This window comes from Gilliamella sp. Lep-s35, assembly GCF_009795845.1.
In the GTDB taxonomy this organism is placed as follows: Bacteria; Pseudomonadota; Gammaproteobacteria; order Enterobacterales; family Orbaceae; genus Gilliamella.
This window is the reverse complement of record NZ_WTEX01000032.1, coordinates 1-17,389: the sequence shown is the minus strand read 5'-3', so window position 1 is coordinate 17,389 and position 17,389 is coordinate 1. Positions and strand designations below refer to the sequence as shown.

Annotated in this window: 28 protein-coding genes and 3 pseudogenes; all 31 read right to left on the bottom strand. The window is 30.3% G+C overall.

Going from position 1 to position 17,389, the window contains the following annotated elements:
* Window positions 1-98: 98 nt before the first annotated feature.
* A complete protein-coding gene (locus GQ590_RS10980; RefSeq protein ID WP_160408347.1) occupies window positions 99-374 on the bottom strand; it encodes a hypothetical protein in 276 nt (91 codons plus the stop codon).
* 10 nt (window positions 375-384) lie between these two features.
* Window positions 385-849 (bottom strand): hypothetical protein, encoded by a 465-nt coding sequence (locus GQ590_RS12400; protein WP_202112985.1) that lies wholly within the window; start codon window positions 847-849, stop codon window positions 385-387.
* Between the two features lie 285 nt (window positions 850-1,134).
* The gene (locus GQ590_RS10975) at window positions 1,135-1,758 is read right to left on the bottom strand and encodes a hypothetical protein (RefSeq protein WP_160408349.1); all 624 of its coding nucleotides are present in this window, start codon (window positions 1,756-1,758) and stop codon (window positions 1,135-1,137) included.
* Window positions 1,749-2,357, bottom strand: a complete 609-nt coding sequence (locus GQ590_RS10970) for an RHS repeat-associated core domain-containing protein (protein ID WP_337189580.1) — start codon at window positions 2,355-2,357, stop codon at window positions 1,749-1,751. Before GQ590_RS10970 ends, GQ590_RS10975 begins: the two co-directional genes overlap by 10 nt.
* Before the next feature lie 201 nt (window positions 2,358-2,558).
* On the bottom strand, window positions 2,559-2,975 hold the full coding sequence (locus GQ590_RS10965; RefSeq protein ID WP_160408351.1) for a hypothetical protein: 417 nt from the start codon (window positions 2,973-2,975) through the stop codon (window positions 2,559-2,561).
* Between the two features lies 1 nt (window position 2,976).
* Window positions 2,977-3,507, bottom strand: coding sequence for an RHS repeat-associated core domain-containing protein (locus GQ590_RS12730; protein WP_160408352.1), 531 nt, complete (start codon window positions 3,505-3,507; stop codon window positions 2,977-2,979).
* A 28-nt stretch (window positions 3,508-3,535) separates the two neighbouring features.
* Window positions 3,536-3,979, bottom strand: a complete 444-nt coding sequence (locus GQ590_RS10955) for a hypothetical protein (protein WP_160408354.1) — start codon at window positions 3,977-3,979, stop codon at window positions 3,536-3,538.
* A gap of 6 nt (window positions 3,980-3,985) precedes the next feature.
* Window positions 3,986-4,537 (bottom strand): annotated as a pseudogene (locus GQ590_RS10950) (RHS repeat-associated core domain-containing protein); the annotation flags it as partial.
* A gap of 126 nt (window positions 4,538-4,663) precedes the next feature.
* Window positions 4,664-5,086, bottom strand: coding sequence for a hypothetical protein (locus GQ590_RS10945; protein WP_160408356.1), 423 nt, complete (start codon window positions 5,084-5,086; stop codon window positions 4,664-4,666).
* Between the two features lie 17 nt (window positions 5,087-5,103).
* A complete protein-coding gene (locus GQ590_RS12395) occupies window positions 5,104-5,661 on the bottom strand; it encodes an RHS repeat-associated core domain-containing protein (protein ID WP_337189581.1) in 558 nt (185 codons plus the stop codon).
* Between the two features lie 27 nt (window positions 5,662-5,688).
* Window positions 5,689-6,027: a hypothetical protein gene (locus GQ590_RS10935; protein WP_160408358.1), complete on the bottom strand. Its 339-nt coding sequence runs from the start codon at window positions 6,025-6,027 to the stop codon at window positions 5,689-5,691.
* A 2-nt stretch (window positions 6,028-6,029) separates the two neighbouring features.
* The gene (locus tag GQ590_RS12390; protein ID WP_202112984.1) at window positions 6,030-6,206 is read right to left on the bottom strand and encodes a hypothetical protein; all 177 of its coding nucleotides are present in this window, start codon (window positions 6,204-6,206) and stop codon (window positions 6,030-6,032) included.
* 64 nt (window positions 6,207-6,270) lie between these two features.
* Window positions 6,271-6,690: a hypothetical protein gene (locus tag GQ590_RS10930; protein ID WP_160408359.1), complete on the bottom strand. Its 420-nt coding sequence runs from the start codon at window positions 6,688-6,690 to the stop codon at window positions 6,271-6,273.
* A gap of 9 nt (window positions 6,691-6,699) precedes the next feature.
* Window positions 6,700-7,059 carry an HNH/endonuclease VII fold putative polymorphic toxin gene (locus GQ590_RS10925; protein WP_202113545.1) on the bottom strand — a complete coding sequence of 120 codons (360 nt, stop codon included), beginning with the start codon at window positions 7,057-7,059 and terminating at the stop codon, window positions 6,700-6,702.
* Between the two features lie 12 nt (window positions 7,060-7,071).
* Window positions 7,072-7,200, bottom strand: a pseudogene (locus GQ590_RS12725) (RHS repeat-associated core domain-containing protein); the annotation flags it as partial.
* A 57-nt stretch (window positions 7,201-7,257) separates the two neighbouring features.
* Window positions 7,258-7,599, bottom strand: coding sequence for a hypothetical protein (locus tag GQ590_RS10920; RefSeq protein ID WP_160408361.1), 342 nt, complete (start codon window positions 7,597-7,599; stop codon window positions 7,258-7,260).
* Window positions 7,600-7,601: 2 nt separating this feature from the next.
* Window positions 7,602-7,979, bottom strand: a complete 378-nt coding sequence (locus tag GQ590_RS10915; protein WP_237397869.1) for a hypothetical protein — start codon at window positions 7,977-7,979, stop codon at window positions 7,602-7,604.
* Window positions 7,980-7,991: 12 nt separating this feature from the next.
* Window positions 7,992-8,102, bottom strand: a pseudogene (locus GQ590_RS12720) (RHS repeat-associated core domain-containing protein); the annotation flags it as partial.
* Window positions 8,103-8,132: 30 nt separating this feature from the next.
* The gene (locus GQ590_RS10910; protein WP_160408363.1) at window positions 8,133-8,462 is read right to left on the bottom strand and encodes a hypothetical protein; all 330 of its coding nucleotides are present in this window, start codon (window positions 8,460-8,462) and stop codon (window positions 8,133-8,135) included.
* 26 nt (window positions 8,463-8,488) lie between these two features.
* Window positions 8,489-8,935 carry a hypothetical protein gene (locus GQ590_RS12380; protein WP_202112982.1) on the bottom strand — a complete coding sequence of 149 codons (447 nt, stop codon included), beginning with the start codon at window positions 8,933-8,935 and terminating at the stop codon, window positions 8,489-8,491.
* Window positions 8,936-9,338: 403 nt separating this feature from the next.
* Window positions 9,339-10,070 carry a hypothetical protein gene (locus GQ590_RS10900; RefSeq protein ID WP_160408365.1) on the bottom strand — a complete coding sequence of 244 codons (732 nt, stop codon included), beginning with the start codon at window positions 10,068-10,070 and terminating at the stop codon, window positions 9,339-9,341.
* 4 nt (window positions 10,071-10,074) lie between these two features.
* Window positions 10,075-11,808 (bottom strand): RHS repeat domain-containing protein, encoded by a 1,734-nt coding sequence (locus tag GQ590_RS12770; protein ID WP_160408367.1) that lies wholly within the window; start codon window positions 11,806-11,808, stop codon window positions 10,075-10,077.
* A gap of 511 nt (window positions 11,809-12,319) precedes the next feature.
* A complete protein-coding gene (locus GQ590_RS10890) occupies window positions 12,320-12,694 on the bottom strand; it encodes a hypothetical protein (RefSeq protein ID WP_160408369.1) in 375 nt (124 codons plus the stop codon).
* A 5-nt stretch (window positions 12,695-12,699) separates the two neighbouring features.
* Complete coding sequence (locus GQ590_RS12375; RefSeq protein ID WP_202112981.1) at window positions 12,700-13,356, bottom strand: RHS repeat-associated core domain-containing protein; 657 nt, start codon at window positions 13,354-13,356, stop codon at window positions 12,700-12,702.
* Window positions 13,357-13,425: 69 nt separating this feature from the next.
* Window positions 13,426-14,091: a hypothetical protein gene (locus GQ590_RS10880; protein WP_160408371.1), complete on the bottom strand. Its 666-nt coding sequence runs from the start codon at window positions 14,089-14,091 to the stop codon at window positions 13,426-13,428.
* A complete protein-coding gene (locus GQ590_RS10875) occupies window positions 14,082-14,612 on the bottom strand; it encodes an RHS repeat-associated core domain-containing protein (RefSeq protein WP_160408421.1) in 531 nt (176 codons plus the stop codon). Before GQ590_RS10875 ends, GQ590_RS10880 begins: the two co-directional genes overlap by 10 nt.
* 74 nt (window positions 14,613-14,686) lie before the next feature.
* Window positions 14,687-15,358 carry a hypothetical protein gene (locus tag GQ590_RS10870; RefSeq protein ID WP_160408373.1) on the bottom strand — a complete coding sequence of 224 codons (672 nt, stop codon included), beginning with the start codon at window positions 15,356-15,358 and terminating at the stop codon, window positions 14,687-14,689.
* Window positions 15,355-15,837, bottom strand: coding sequence for an RHS repeat-associated core domain-containing protein (locus tag GQ590_RS10865; RefSeq protein ID WP_368669181.1), 483 nt, complete (start codon window positions 15,835-15,837; stop codon window positions 15,355-15,357). The genes GQ590_RS10870 and GQ590_RS10865 overlap by 4 nt, the downstream gene beginning before the upstream one ends.
* Window positions 15,838-15,936: 99 nt before the next feature.
* Window positions 15,937-16,641, bottom strand: coding sequence for a hypothetical protein (locus GQ590_RS10860; RefSeq protein WP_160422602.1), 705 nt, complete (start codon window positions 16,639-16,641; stop codon window positions 15,937-15,939).
* On the bottom strand, window positions 16,628-17,095 hold the full coding sequence (locus GQ590_RS10855) for an AHH domain-containing protein (RefSeq protein ID WP_160408379.1): 468 nt from the start codon (window positions 17,093-17,095) through the stop codon (window positions 16,628-16,630). The genes GQ590_RS10860 and GQ590_RS10855 overlap by 14 nt, the downstream gene beginning before the upstream one ends.
* The coding region (locus GQ590_RS10850; RefSeq protein WP_160422600.1) for an integrase core domain-containing protein at window positions 17,064-17,389 on the bottom strand (326 nt) is incomplete at its 5' end. The genes GQ590_RS10850 and GQ590_RS10855, both read right to left, overlap by 32 nt.

Genomic DNA, 17,389 nt, shown 5'->3' with positions numbered 1-17,389 from the left:
CAAATAGTCCGATACAATCGAGTAGGACTTGCCTTCGCATAGCTTTGCGGTGGGGACTAAACTTCCTTCCTCATAAACCCAAGTGATTTATAAATTTTTTATTTGGGTTTTTCATGTTTTTTTATAAGCTTTTTATAATATTGAATAATATACAATAATTCATTTGTTAAACTATTAGTATAATCCCAAGAATCAATAATAAAATACTGTATTTTATCGCCTGCAGGTAAATCAATATATTGATCTGATAAAATATTATTTTTTACATTATCTAAATATTTATTAATAACACATTTCTGATTTTCACTTATTTTAATATCATTATCTAAAATACTTTCTTTTATATTTTCTATTTTTAATAATAAATTTTTCATTCTTTAAATCTTAATTAATATCAAGCAATGCAGTATCTGGCGAATCTAAAATGTATTTTTGAACTTTCCCACCAGGTAAACCTAAACCTTGCGAAGAAGCCCTACCTTCAAAAATAGTAGTACCTTGTTTAATTTTAAATTGACTAATATCAGTCATTTCGTTCCAATCCATTTTTATTGCTAATTCACTTCTAGTAGCAGGAAAAGTTTCAAATAAGTATCTACCCTTTGGCCACGCGTTTTTTCCATTATCATGATACCTTAAACCAAATTCATTAGCTGTAGCTTTTCTGATGATTATATTTTCACTTTCAAATGATTGTAAAACCTGTTTTCTTATATTTCTAGGTAGTCCTAACTCTTTCATCATCTTAGACGCCTCTTTCACTCCTTTATAAGGATCGGGCATCTTATCCATCCCACATTCTCTTTTACTAAGACCAAACGGGTCAACTTCTGAATTGGAATCATGCACATACGCATAAAAATTCGGGTTATTACCTGCTAGCCCGATAGGATCTTGGCTTATATAAGTTCCTGTATTACTATCGTAATACTAGGATCTATTGTATTATAACCTAGCTCTTGATTTATATTATTTCAAATAACAATTTTCTATTTTACTATTTTTCCTGTATCAATATTACTCAATTTAGTCAATGCGTCTTTATCGCTTATAAGCAAGCTATTCCCCACGTGGTGGGGAAAGGGGGATTGTTTGTTTTTTTTATAAAATATAGGCTTATTTTTGATTCAAATTCTATTCACTAATGGATTTTATCAATGATAAATAATCTTTTTTTTGATAATCGTTAATATTATTTTTTTCTAAATAACCATAAAATATTTTTATTATTTGTTCTTTCATATTTTCAGGAACTATATCAATACATAAACTGATAGCTCTATAAAAATATTCTATAGATTCATTTTTAGGTGATATTTGAGGAACAGATAATAAATAATTCCATTTATAATCCCATTCTTTAAATTGAGGAAATTTATATATATTTTTAACTATAGCCATTCTTACGATATTATTCTCATTTTTAATATTATATACAATAAAATTAAATCCTAAATCATCATAAAAAGAATACCTTGTACATATAAAACCAACTGCCGATATAATATTTCTAAGAATCATAGCATTGTTTTTATACTCTTTAGATATATTTATTATCTTATGTAAAAAAATAGAGGTAGCATAATGCTCCTTTCTATATGAAGTGAACTCGCTAACAGATTCTAAATTAATAAGCTTTGAAAGTTCTAAAACTTCATTTTGTTTTAATTCACTAATATGCTCAATTAAATATTCTATTTTTTTAAAATTTATATCAAACTTTTGTCTTGTTTTATCATTCATCTTTTTCAATGACATTTAATTTTACCTTTACTACCTACATCTACAGTCTTTCCTGTTTTCATTTTCTGATCAATATCAGCCTGACTTAAAAAAGTCCTTCCTTCTGCTAGATTATCAGGATTATAACTATGGTAATATCCTTCTGAAACAGGCCTTGGAGAATTTAATAAATTTTTATTTCTATCATGGAAAAGTGCAGAACCTTCCAGATTTCTAGCATCAACTCTTGTTGTTAAATTATCTACATAACTAACTTGATTAAACAACTTTCCATCACTAATATGTTCTCTCAAACGCGCTTCTATAGTCCGGTCTGTGATACCATGATATACTACGTTACCATTAGAATCTTTTAGTTGATAATAAGTCCATAATCCAAACGGATCCACCCAAGCATTACTATCATGCACATACGCATAAAAATTCGGGTTGTTCCCTGCCAGTTTTATGGGATCTTGGCTAATATATAAGCCGGTTTCAGGATTATAATACCTAAACCGATTATAATAAAGCCCCGTTTCTACATCTTCATACTGCCCCAGTTGCCTGAACGGAATAAACGGCTGATTGTTAAAAGTATCTTCCCGTATTCTGCCATAGATGTCAAATTCCACCTGCCAAACCAGTTCCCCTTTGTCATCATAGGCCTAAGCGGGTCGGCCCAAATAGTCCGATACAATCGAGTAGGACTTGCCTTCGCATAGCTTTGCGGTGGGGACTAAACTTCCTTCTTAGATACATATATCTGTAAGATTTTTATAAAATATGATTTTATTTATTGATTTTACTTTTCCAACCGAAACTATTTTTATGTTTTATAAATTTGAATATTCAATATTACCTATCACTTTCTTTCGAACATTATAAAAAATATCTTTAAGCTCATTTTGATTAATATTGTATTTTCTAAAAACTTCTCTTACCCCTTTTTCCATACACATGAGAAATACATTATAAATTTCCTCATCTGATTGAATTTCTTTGAATGGCATATAAATTACATACTCTATTACTTTATATCGCTTAGATATAGTTGGCCCCTTTACCAAAAAATCATTTTGTTCTCTTGCTGAATATAAAAACACTAAAGTATAATCTCTAAATTTTTTTTCATATTCTTCTGATAAGGGTACTCTTTCTTCTAAATCACTCCATATCAATTTAATAACTTTATGGGAAACTTTAAAAGATATGCCCACTTGAGAAAATATTGCACCAATTCTAAATTTCATATTATTTACAATCTGTTTTAGGTTTAAAACTTTTCTTATTACCTTCAGGCACCTCACCAGTTGTGTCGAAATGCGCTTGCAGTCTTGCAGTTTCTATTGACTTTGCTTCTAACGTTGTTTTTAATCCTTTTTGCACTACTTCTCCTGAAATAACTTTATCAGGATGAATTTCTTGTAATTTTCTCAACTGTTGATGTAGTCGAGTAGGATTTCCACTACTTTGTGTAATACGGGCTAAATCAGCTTTACCAATTTTATATAATTCTCCATCGATTTTTATTTCGTATATGCCAAAATTCCCCACTGCACTATTTGAATTTAAATGTAGTCCAAATACATCAACTTCCGAATTGGAATCAAACGTATACGCATAAAAATTCGGGTTATTACCTGCTAACCTTATCGGATCTTGGCTAATATAAGTTCCTGTATTACTGTCGTAATACCTGAAACGATTATAATAAAGTCCATCTAGTTCTTGGTCTTCATACTGCCCTAATTGCCGGAACTTATCTTCATAATAAAAAACCAACCTGAATGGTTGGTGTTGTTTATTTTTATTAACGAGATACTATTAAATTACCAATATCTCCATTCATAGGATCAAATGAGAACCTATAGTCTTCATTATTAATAATGATTGAAAAATAAAGAGTATTTGTAATATAGTATAAGTCAGATACAGCAATATTATTATTTATAAATAAATTTTCATATTTATTTTTTATTAATTTTAAAATATTCCATTTTATACTTTTATCACCATTGATGATATATGCTTTATTTTCCTTAAAGTTAAAAGGTGCTTCTACAATTCCTATTTCTTCTTCGCCTTTTAATAATATAGCTATAATTTTTTTTTCATTTACCAATTGATAATTTTTTCCATTATAAGTCCAAGAAACACCTTCAGATAAAAGATCATATATACTTAATCTATCTATATTTTTTGATTTATCATAGCTCCCTAGAGAATCTATTAATTTAAATTTTGTTATTTTCATTATTTTTTATGGACAAGTTATTTTTTTAGGTTCTCCAATAGGTATTAATTTAGCTCGATCTTCATAATTAAGTATTTGCACTTGATTTCCTCCTCCTTCATAAGTTACTTTATTATAAGTTTGTGGACCAACTGTACCTATCTGAACTCTAGTCCCTTCTGGGATTAAAAATTTTTGAACATGAGAAACCTCTGGTTTAAATTCAGGGGTAACAGCTAGTTGATTTCTCACATAACTTACATCTTTTATATGGTCTAATGTTCCCCATCCCCCTGGTTTTATCTGTCCAGGAGCCATAGCCATATTTACTATCATACCACCCTTAGGAACAATGATAGATTCAATTTTTGTTCCAGGCATCCAAGGGTTTGAATTCGTTGGAGATGGTAACATTAACATCAACCCGAACACATCAACCATCGTATTCGAATCATGCACATACGCATAAAAATTCGGGTTGTTACCTGCTAACCCGATAGGGTCTTGGCTTATATAAGTTCCTGTATTACTGTCGTAATACCTGAAACGATTATAATAAAGCCCGCCTAGTTCTTGGTCTTCATACTGTCCTAATTACCTGAACAATATTATCCTATTTATAAAAGCAAAAGCAGCAATTTTTTATATTTTTTAATCAATAACTTCAATTATTCTATCCTTTAAAATGCTGTTATTATCCCTTTTCTATTTCCATCTTAATTTATTATATTTTTTTGATATTTCATTAACCTCTTTTATTGTTTTACATATATTTTTCTTATCAAATAATAAAAGCAATTTATTAAAATTATCATGTATGAAACTAGAGTAAATTGAGGGAGTTATCTCATTAAAATTAATAGATGGATTTAATAATTTTACTAAGTAGAATACATCAAAATATTTATCATATTTATTAATACTTTTATCAGTCAAAATATCCTCTGTAGATAAAGAAATAGATAACATTCCTTTTTCAACTGTAAAATTAAAAATAAAACCTGTTTTTTGATTTATGCAGTTCACTGATGAGAACAAAGAACCATTATTCTCAAATGCTGCATCTTTAAATCCATTTTCATATAATACCTTATACTCTGCATGTATTTTTTCTAGTAGACTATTCATTGTTTATATTTAAACTATCATTTGCATTTTTTCACTAAAGCCCATTGATTTATCCATTTATACCCATTTTCTTCTAAATATTTAATTTCTTTTTCTAAATAAGAATCTGGTCTTATTTTATTTTTAGGAACATTTAATAGTATTTTATCTCCTCTCTCTGTAATAACATCTAAAAATCGCTCGTTTAAAACCCAAGGGTCTGTTACTTTTGAAACCTCATTCCACATATCACCTATATTAAAATAATTAGCTTTTTTTCTTATTGCTTTTTCAATATATGATTCAAAAATTTCTCCCTTATTCTTATTAGGGAAATGTCCTAAAACTGTAGTTGTTTTAGAATTATTTATATTTTGAGTAACTACTTTCCATGCTTCTTCAATTATGTCTAACCCAAACGGGTCAACTTCCGAATTGGAATCAAACGTATACGCATAAAAATTCGGGTTGTTACCTGCTAGTTTTATCGGATCTTGGCTAATATACAAGCCGGTTTCAGGATTATAATACCTGAAACGATTATAATAAAGCCCTGTTTCTACATCCTCATATTGCCCTAGTTGCCGGAACGATATGGAATATAAATTGCCGAATTTATCTCATCAATTTTCATTCTCCATTTGTTCTAAAAATATATCTTGTAAATCACCGCTTATTACTTTATCATTTAAACGTAACTCAAATAATCCCTTTTGATTAGAAAATGAAGATATATTATCCAATTTTCCTAGTATACTGGAAATTGTATCAATCATCACTAAACGAATAAAAGATTTTAACCTTTCCTTTTGTTTATCATCTAAACTATTATATAATTCTTTACTATCTAGCCAAGATTTATCTGTTCCATTTAAACTCTTTTTTAAAGAATCAAAATAGTAATTATAGGCCTCATTTAATATTTCTTTTTTTAAATTTTCAATAAATTCTTGATCATTCATAATTATTTACATTTTGTTTTTTTAAATGCTTCGGGATACATTTTCTTGTTAAGTTCTATAAGTTCTTTTAATTTTTCACTAGGTATATCTGGATATACTTTTCTTAATTCTTTGATATCTCTAGCTAATAAATCTCTAGCTGAATTAATTCCTTTAGTATTTCTGGATACTATACCCACTCCATCTCTAGATCTTGTATGTATTTTTTATTAGACCTAAAAGTTATACAATAGTAAATAAAGTTTAAAGAGGATTATAATCTTCCTCTTCTTTTATATAGACCTTGCAACGTTGAAATAGCAAACTATTTAATATTTCAATATATAAATACCAATCTTTATCTTTACTATCAAATTTAATTAATTGAAAATCTTTTTCCTTAATTTGGATATCCACATTACAAATTTCTTTTTTATTATTAAGCCAATTTAAGCATTCTACTTTTTTTATAAGATTACTACCTAGTTCTATTTCAACAACATCATAATCCTTCTGCCAAACTCCCCATTTTTCAACTTCTATTGCTGGTCTTACATTAGTTCTGATTTTTAAAGTATAATTATCTAGATCGGTAGAAAAATATACAATTGAAACATTATGAATTCCATGAGGATAAAGTTGTTTCAAGAAGTGATTATTAATAATAATATCTATTATATTCATGATTCTATATTATTTACATTTTTTAGGAAAATTATAATGTCCATGAGTACCCTCAACATGTCCCGTATTTAAGTTAGCATCTCTTACATTGAAATGAGGTTCAGCCCCATGCCCTGGAGTTGCTTTTGTATGTCCTAAACTATGTTCTTGGATCGTAATAATTTCATTATTTTTACCTTTAAATTCATAATTTCTTGTTTCTACAATGGAACCATTAGAGTTTCTTACATACCCTCCTGAACCATCCTTTAAAGGCCTTTTATAAATATTACTAGGTTGTTGACTCATGGGGATTCTTGCATCTCTTTTGGCTTGTCTAAAAGCATCTCTACGACTGACACCATTATAAGAAGTTTTTTTATCAGCCATCAACCCAAACGGATCCACCCAAGCATTACTATCATGCACATACGCATAAAAATTCGGGTTGTTCCCCGCCAGTTTTATGGGATCTTGGCTAATATATAAGCCGGTTTCAGGGTTATAATATCGAAACCGATTATAATAAAGTCCTTCTTGTTCTTTATCTTATATTCAAAACCAATCTTAATGGTTAACTGGTTTATTTTATTTTTCCTCTAACCTCTCCCAAAAAAGGTCTAGTAAATCACCATTTATAATTTTACCATTAGAACGTAATTCAAATAAACCTTCTTGGTTAGCAAAAGATGAAATATTATCTAATTTTGAAAAAATACTACTAACAGTATTAACTGTTATCAAGTTAATAAGAGATTTAAGCTCTTCTTTTTGAGAGTTATTTAAACTATCATATAACTTTTTAATTTTTAACCAGTCAGTGTCTTTAATTTCTTTATTATTAAGAGATTTAAGGGTATCTATATAATATGAAGATTTACCTTTTATAACTTCATTAATAATATTATCTACAAATTTTATATCATTCATATTTATTTACATTTTATTTCAGGTTTTTTAAACGCTTCAGGATACATTTTCTTGTTAAGCTCTATAAGTTCTTTTAGCTTTGAATTTGGAATATCTGGATATACTCTTTTAAGTTCCCTAATGTCTCTAGCTAATAAATCTCTTGCTGAATTAATTCCTTTAATATTTCTAGATACTATTCCAACAACCCCTTTCTCTGTATGCCCTATTGAAGGGACAAGAATAGCAGGCGCTTTCATTGGATCATATCCAGGAATAAATTTTTTCATTATTGCTTTTTGTCCTACATGATGCGAATCCAATCCCGTTCCTTGATTAATTTTAATTAAATCTTCATGTATTCCTACTTGAAAAGGTTTACCAGATCCTGCTTGAGCCATCAACCCAAACGGGTCAACTTCCGAATTAGAGTCAAACGTATACGCATAAAAATTCGGGTTAATACCTGCTAGCCCGATAGGGTCTTGACTTATATAAGTTCCTGTATTACTGTCGTAATATCGGAAACGATTATTTCTTACAAGTTATTTTCTCTAATCCTCTATTATTTCAAATTCTGGAGATTGTTTTATAACAAATTTTAATCTATCCGTCATATCTATTATATACTGAGCATTACCCTTATAAAGTACATCGTTTATCTCTAAACTAAACAAATCTAACTCCTCTGGATTTTGCATAATTCCAAAATAAAAACCTAATATATTATCTGTATAGATAAAAGGAACTTCATCACGTAAGTAATTAGCTAACCCGTAAAACATTCCTTCTTTATCAAAAATTAACTTAGATAATATATTACCTACTTTAATAATATCCTTTTCAGAATATTTAAAAATCACTTCACCTTTAAAATATTTCATTTTTATTGATTACTTTAATATTATACTTATAAAATATTTGCACCTTCATCTATTAAACTTCCTATTTTCCCTGATTTAAATATCCTTATATCCATAGGTTTTTTAGGATCAAATCTATATCCAGAAAAACTATCAATAAACGCTTGTTCCATTTTGTTAACAATATCGCCTGCTCCAGTTTTTCTCATTCCTCTCCACCAATCATTTTTAGAAAACACATCTGAATCATATAATTTATCGCTAACAACAAAAACATCAATATCAAAATTTTGGGGATCAAAAGGTACATTTCCTTTATGAGGACCTTTTACACCCGTTGCAGCAGAACCTCTAAAACCTATTTGAGCATTAGGATCTAATTTCTTAATTTTATCTTCAAAATCTTTTAAAATATTTTGTATCTTTTTATTGACATCTTTAAATCCACACTCACTAAGCCCGAACACATCAACCATCGTATTCGAATCATGCACATACGCATAAAAATTCGGGTTGTTACCTGCTAACCCGATAGGGTCTTGACTTATATAAGTTCCTGTATTACTGTCGTAATACTAGGATCTATTGTATTATAACCTAGCTCTTGATTTATATTATTTCAAATAACAATTTTCTATTTTACTATTTTTTCCTGTATCAATATTACTCAATTTAGTCAATGCGTCTTTATCGCTTATAAGCAAGCTATTCCCCACGTGGTGGGAAAAGGGGATTGCTTGTTCGTTTTTGTGTTTGTTACATGCTGTAATAAGTAATAATAATAGTATGAATAATGGTAAATATTTACGTTGGATGTATCTGCAAGGTTTTTATTGGTTTATTTTGAGTTACTCATAATTAAATTTCTTAATTTAATACACAAAATAAATATTTTCCTTAAAAATAAAAAAAACTAAAACTTTTATTGAATTCATCTACAAATTTTTGATTAATAATATCATCATTTATATCTAAACCTAGCATTTTCCAAAATCTGATTTTTCCTATAGTTGCATACATATTGCTAAAATCCTGATAACCAATAGTCTTAGGTTTTTGATTATCATTCAAATATAATGATTTCATTCTATTAATATTGACTAAATCCATAGTAACAATATCATATAACATTTGATAATCAGCATCTATTATTCCTTTAAATTGATCAAAAAGATTTTCTAATATGTTTTTATTACCCAATATGATATTTTTATTAAAATTATTATTTAATAAATAATCTGCCAAAATTAATAAGTATACTTTTGAATAGTTTTTTAATTCATCATCATCATCGATTTTAATTTTATTAATTAATAAATTTAAAGAGGCAAATAATATTTTATTTTCAGTTTTAAAATTATAATTAGAAGCCACAAGAAAAAATAAAGCATCTAATAAATCAAAGTAATCTAAAGATGAAAATTCTTTTGCTTTTTCATATTTGTGACAGGATTGAATAAAATAATCTAAAGATTTATCTTTTAATGATTCTAATGGATGATCTAAACAAAAGCTTAATTGCAAAATATTCTTTTTTTCATATAAATCTTTACTGGACCCCTCATAAAACTCACTTTTTAATGAGTTTAATAATCCTTTTGTCGAATAGAAAAACCTAATATGAGACATACAATTATTTACATTTTGTTATTTTAGCTATTTCAGAATCATCTAATACTTCTATAGCGTCTTGAAGAATAGCCCCTTTAGATAAAACCTCATTTGCTCTAGTAGCATTTCTTAATGCTAATGGATCTTTTTTAACAGCTTGAATAACGTTTTCATGCTGAACTACACTAGGAACTTTATCAGGATTTATTCTCACAGCCCCAAAACCACCATCATAAGTTGCATCAAGTTTACCCTTACTCATAGAAATATATCCAGTATCAGTTTTACCTTGAACATGTTCTAATATTTTACCAGAACCAGTGCCCGTTCCTCTAGGTTGAATTCCTGTTCCTGCTTTAATATTTGCAGCATCTGCTTCTGATAACCATCGATAATAAGAGGTATCTTCCCCTCCTTTAGCCATCAACCCAAACGGATCCACCCAAACATTGCTATCATGCACATACGCATAAAAATTCGGGTTATTACCTGCCAGTTTTATGGGGTCTTGGCTTATATAAGTTCCTGTATTACTGTCGTAATACCTGAAACGATTATAATAAAGCCCTGTTTCTACATCCTCATACTGCCCCAGTTGCCTGAATGGAATAAACGGCTGATTGTTAAAGGTATCTTCCCGTATTCTGCCATAGATGTCAAACTCCACCTGCCAAACCAGTTCTCCTTTATCATCATAGGCCTGAGCCGGTCGGCCCAAATAGTCCGATACAATCGAGTAGGATTTGCCTTCGCATAGCTTAGCGGTGGGTACTAAACTTCCTTCCTCATAAACCCAAGTGGTCAGGTTTTCGACCGGTTCGGGTCGGTCCAACATAAGCATTCCCAGCTCGTCAGTAATGGCCTTAGGACGCCGTGCATGCTGATAATGCCATTCATGCAATAAAACATTGCCATCCCAAAGATAGCGATAAATCTTGGTGTGGACAATTTTTGCTGTTCTTCTTCCTAAAGCGTCGTATTCAAAGCGAATCCATTCCCCTTGTGGGTTGCGCACCGCTTTGAGCATGCCGTTTCCTTGCCATTGATATTCCCAATCACCCCGCTGCCATTGTGGCGGTTCAGCATTTTCCAGCGTTCTGTTTTTTCGTATTTGGTCGTATTGTTTAAGTTCAGACTTAGAATATCGCCGTATTTCGGCCTTGCGGTCAAAATCATTGTCATCTAAATCTTCTATCCAGAAACCTTTGGGAGTGGTGGGCGAGTCAAGAGCAAAAGGAGAATTTTTTAACCGGGTGTGGGCCAACGCAGGAGGGAGGGGCACTTTACGAGAGGTTTTTAAAATAAGATTTCCCGATGGGTCGTAAATGTAATTCCATTTTTTATCCTTTAAAATTTTACCCGACGCGCCGTATACGGTGTCGGATTGATGGGGATCAGAATAGAGGTTTCCCACTTCGTCGGGAAGTTTGTAATCGTAGCTTCCATCTTGGTAACAAGCAGCGGCTAAACTTCCGAAGGAATCATAAGTAAATTCAGTTTTACCCTTGGTTAATCCGTTGAGGATGTTTTTAAGTTGATGTCCCGGGCTCCAGTTATATTGTCGATTATAAGTTTCTTTACGGCCTTGATACACTTGATGAGAAATAATCCGTCCCTGTTTGTCGTAGGCGGTGGTAAGTTTGATGCGCCCGTTGAGCTGTTTTTCTATTTCTTGCCCGAGCCCGTTACGAGTTATTTGAGCTTTCCATTGGGCGCCGGTTTCTTCCGCTTCTATATCGGCAGTAAGAGTAAGCAAATTTCCTTGATCATCAAAAGTATTGCGTATGTATGCCCCCGGTGAACTTTTCAGCTGCGTTCGATGGCCTTTATCATCGTAGGAGCTGCTAACCCGCTGTCCCTTATCTCCCGGTAAACCGCTGCTTTGTATTTCTTCAATAACACGTCCGACGCAGTCTCTTAGCAGTTTTACACAATTATCTTGATTGCGGGCTTCAACAAGTTGTCCGTTTTTATTGTATTCGAACGTTTCCCAAGTTCCATCCGAATATTCTTGCCGAATGATGTTTCCTTTAAGATCGTATTCGTATAAAGTCCAAGTTCCTCCACTTTTGTTACTTTTAATGATTTTTCCCGCTCGGTCTCGTATATAATCGGTAGCCGTGCGGTCAAAAGCAATTTCCCGGTTGATATCGCCCCTGGGATTTCTAATGAATTGGTAGATTTCATTTTTTTCGTTTCGAACTGTAACTCTTAGATAAACTCAACGCTTAAATAAAAAAGCCAACTTTTATAAGTTGGCTTGGGTTTTATTTTGTTAATGAAAATTCTGAGAAATTATGATTTTCAAGATTAAAAATACATTTTTTTTCATAATTTGAATTATCATTACTTAATAATACAACATTCTGTAATATATTACCTTCTAAATACCAAATAGAGTAAATACCATAAAACTCAGGTGATGGCATACTCGGATTTGAAATACAGTCACCTTTTCTATCATATATAAACATATTATTTTTTCCCTTTTCTCTATAGTCTGCTATAATTAATATTTGGGATAAAAATCTAATTTCTACAGCCTGAAAAATTTTTTTCTCAAAACTTTTGCATACTATTAAACCATTATTATACCAAGAAACATTTTTTTCAGAGGTATCAATTTTAAAATTACTAATCATGTCATCTATTCTATTTTATAATCTGAAATGGGTTTAAGATAATCCATTCTTTCAGCTGGTGGCACATCTAATTGGATTTGATTTCCTCCTCCATGATAATAAGTACCATCTAATCCATCGATTTGAGGACCAACAGTGCCTGTTTTTACAGGAAGTTCTTTTATTACTTCATACTCTTGAACATATGCTATATTTTCTTTAAACTCTTTAGTAACTGCAAGTTTCTCTCTAACCATATTTACATCGGGAATCTCATCAGTAGTTGCCCAACCTCCTGGTCTATTTGAAGGCTGCCCTTCACTCATAGCCATTCTTATTTTTTCTCCAGGGCTTAATGTTTCTTTTTTAGGAGCGTAATCATAAGGCCAAGGACTTTTATTTACTTTTAAATCATTATAAGCCCTAGATGCTTCTGACGAATTTTTAAAAACTCCTTTATGCTGCTTTTGAAACTTATTCCAACTATTTGATCCACACTCACTAAGCCCGAACACATCAACCATCGTATTCGAATCATGCACATACGCATAAAAATTCGGGTTATTACCTGCCAGTTTTATGGGATCTTGGCTAATATATAAGCCGGTTTCAGGATTATAATACCGAAACCGATTATAATAAAGCCCCGTTTCTACATCCTCAGAATTTGGTGACAGGGTCAACCGTCACTTTTAACGGATAAATACACAAAATTTAGGATAGGGTCATTTTATTATTATTTTTTGACTTTGTTATTTAATAATTCTTACATCCACTTTCTCTTTTAAGCTATCTATTAAAGTGTAATCAGTAATTTTTTTACACTTTTCAATGAGTAACTCTTTCAATTTTTTGAGTTCTTTTATTGCTCCTATATTTTCTAAAGCGTTGTTCCGAGCCAGAGATAAATCCTTCAAAGGAAGTTTTTCTATTCCTGCTAACGTTTCTATTTTCGAGCTATAAATATGAAGTCTTTGTAACTTTTTTAATTCTGATAGTTCATTAAGATTTACATTTGGATATTTTAAAAGTAACAAACCTTGCAAAGAATGTGCTTTATTTATATTTATTAAGCCTTTCCAATATTCGCTACCCAAATACTCAATTTTAGGAAACTTTGAAATATCTATTTTAAATTTTTGCTTTTGTTGAAAATAAAGTTTTTCAATTCTCTGTAATGAATAAATTGAATCTAAATTTTTAATATTACCTACTACGCTTACAAAGGATATTATTTTTAAAAAATCACCAACCTTTTCAAACTCTTTAAAATCCACTTCTTTTTCAGATACCAAAATTATTTGAACTTGGTTAATTTTTAATTCAGAAGCATATTCTATTCCTTCTTTGAAAGAATCACTATATATTGTTAGATACTTTCCATCTAAATTTTCTCGTATTTTTTTGTCTAATGACATTTTATTCCTTTTTGATTATTAAATTTGGTTTCAAAGTCATCTGCTTTTTTCATAATATCATCATATAAAGCCCTATCATTCTCATATACGTCCACTAACATTTTCTCTCCGGGCGAATTAATAGCATTATCAAAATTTAAAGATATTACTGCATTTTTCTTCCTCATCATTGCTGCTTCTACCATTAATCCTATTTTGTTATCCCCAAAATCAACGTGTATTCCTTGAGTCACATTAGCTTTACCTCCAACTCTTTGTTTCATTGAAGCATACATTCTATTCACAGGACCTTTTCCTATATACCATCTTTTACCGTCAGTAAACATATATGTACCTGTTAATCCAAATGGGTCTATCCAAGTGTTGGCATCATGAACGTAATTATACAAAGCCATACCGCCTGCCAATCCTATAGGATCTTGACTTATATAAGTTCCTGTATTACTGTCGTAATACCTGAAACGATTATAATAAAGCCCCGTTTCTACATCCTCATACTGCCCCGGTTGCCGGAACGGAATGGAAAACTTATCTTCTTAAAAAATAACTTTAAAAAGTTGGTTTGTTTTTAATTGTATTTACTCTATTATTCCCTTTATAAAATCTCTTCTATTGAATTTATAAATATTTCATTCTTCTTAATTTCATTAGGAAGTTTCTCAATAAACATATCAAATTCTTCTTTTCCTAAAAACTTTTCAATATTAAATAAAAATAAAGGCAAATTAGATGATTCTAAAACATTATTAAGTTTTACTAAATAATTGTTTGATAAATATTTTAAGGCTATATTTTTATCAATATTTAATACAAAAGAAAAAATATATGGGTAATCAGAACTATATTTAATTAACTCTTCAAGTTCATTTGTTGTATAACTAAAAGAACTATTATTTATTGAGGTAATAAACATTTTTAATTCATGTTTTTCTTGTTCTACTAATTTAATCCTGTCTATTACATCTTCCATTTCTACAAGTTTTTCTTGAAACAATATGCATTCTCCAATAATGTTAGGACCATCCATAAAGTTAAATTTTAATCCTTCTTTTAATATTTTTTTCGGGGCTTTTTCTGACAAAAAAAATACTTCGTCTGCTATTGTCCTATATCCCTGATCTCTCGGCGTAATATTAAATTTAAAACCAATACTCCAACTTTCTTTTAATTCTGGTAAATGAATTTGAGTATGTAAAACTTTCGTTGATGGTAAAAGTCTTTTTTCTCCATCAAATATATTCTTATCCCAATTAATTAGTGATTTCATTTTTTACATTTTACTCTAATTGAATTAACTTTTTTAACTTCAGTCTTTCCATTTAAATCAGCAACCTCAATAGCTCTCGCGGGACCTATTCCGTCTAGGTGATCTACTTTATATGCACCTTTTGCTACTGCATCATCTACATCAAAAGATACTACATAAAATTTTGAATCGCTGCCATGCCCCATAGTCTTACCCCATTCTACAGCATTGTCAAAACTTTCAGCAAACCATTTTGCCCCCATACCTCCAGTATCTCCGCCGGCTTTCCAACCATTCTGAATAATATCAAAATATTCTGCTCTAGTCATTGATCTAAATAATTCCATCAACCCAAACGGATCCACCCAAGCATTACTATCATGCACATACGCATAAAAATTCGGGTTGTTACCCGCCAGTTTTATGGGATCTTGGCTAATATATAAGCCGGTTTCAGGATTATAATAACGGAACCGATTATAATAAAGCCCCGTTTCCACATCCTCAGAATTTGGAGATAGAATCAACCGTCAACTTTACTTAGCAAATACACAAAATTTAGAACGTCGTTGGGGCGCCGAATCAATTTACTAATGTATCTAATTTTCTAAAATAATTTCTCCAATTTCAAAACCAATAATATTATTTTCTTTTAATGCATAAATTAGTTCTTCTGAAAAAAACATACCTTTTCCTTGTATATTAATAATATCATAATGATATTTATTAAGTAGAAATAGATTCAATGCTACTAGATTAAAATTTATCTCATTATAATCTTGATAACTTTTAAACTTAACTTTTTCATTTCTTTGTGTGTCATAAAAAATGGATTTCTCTAAATCTATTTCGGTATCAGGAATCATCGGGAAACCTATCAAATAAAATTTATCATTTTCCCACCCTTCAATATCTATATTAATTTTATTTAACAATAATGGGATCCTATACGTTTTAATTATATCGTAAGCCTTTTCCGAAATTATATAATTTAATCCTAACTCATAAGGCAAATAGCTTATAAAATCTGTTCTTTTTATTTTTTTTCGCGTTGGATAATATTTTATTGAAGATATTTGTTCCTCATTAATAGATTTGAAAGTTTTTAAAAAAACTCTATCTCTATTATTTAAATTCTCATCAATATATTTGTTAAATTTATTTTTTTCCTCTTTAGAGATGAAAGATTTATTTTCTTTTAATTCTAATTGTGCTCCACCGTTATTAATTCCAGTAATTACTGGATCATAAGAAACATCTAATTTTTTATATCTCATTTTTTTCTCTATATTATTTGCACCCACCTTTAAAAAAATCATTTAATTTTTTCCCGCTTATTTTAGCTTTTTTTATTTTATCTATCAGATGATCCTGTAGTTTTTTGATATTTTGTAAGTCTAACTTTCCAGTATCTACTAATTGTTGTACCTTTTTTCTAACATAATCACTATATGCGGGATGATTTCCATGAAATGGTTTTGGTAAGTCAATTAAGTTACTAACATCCACTGCTTTTTTAGATACATTTTGTATATAACCACTAACATTTTTGAAATTTTTTCTAAACTCCTTAAATATCTGATTGGGTATAATATGATGTAAATCCAACCCAAACGGATCCACCCAAACATTGCTATCATGCACATACGCATAAAAATTCGGGTTATTACCTGCTAGCCCGATAGGTGTAAATACCCCATTTTTAGCACAAAACTCACGTAGAAAATCACGCTGCCTGTTTTTGTGTTTTAAATTCAATCGGCGTCATATTATTTAGTGCCTCATGCGGTCTTTCGGTATTATAAATGGTTAACCATTCTTCAGTCATTCTCCTTGCTTGCTCTAGGTTGTTAAAAAGATATAAATCTAACACCTCGGTTCGATAAGTTCGGTTAAATCGTTCAATATAACCGTTTTGATATGGGCTACCAGGCTCAATATAATCAATAGTAATACCATGTAATTTAGCCCAATTAGTAAACGTTTTTCCAGTAAATTCCGGTCCATTATCGACCCGTATTTTTAATGGATACCCATGATATTCGGCCAGTT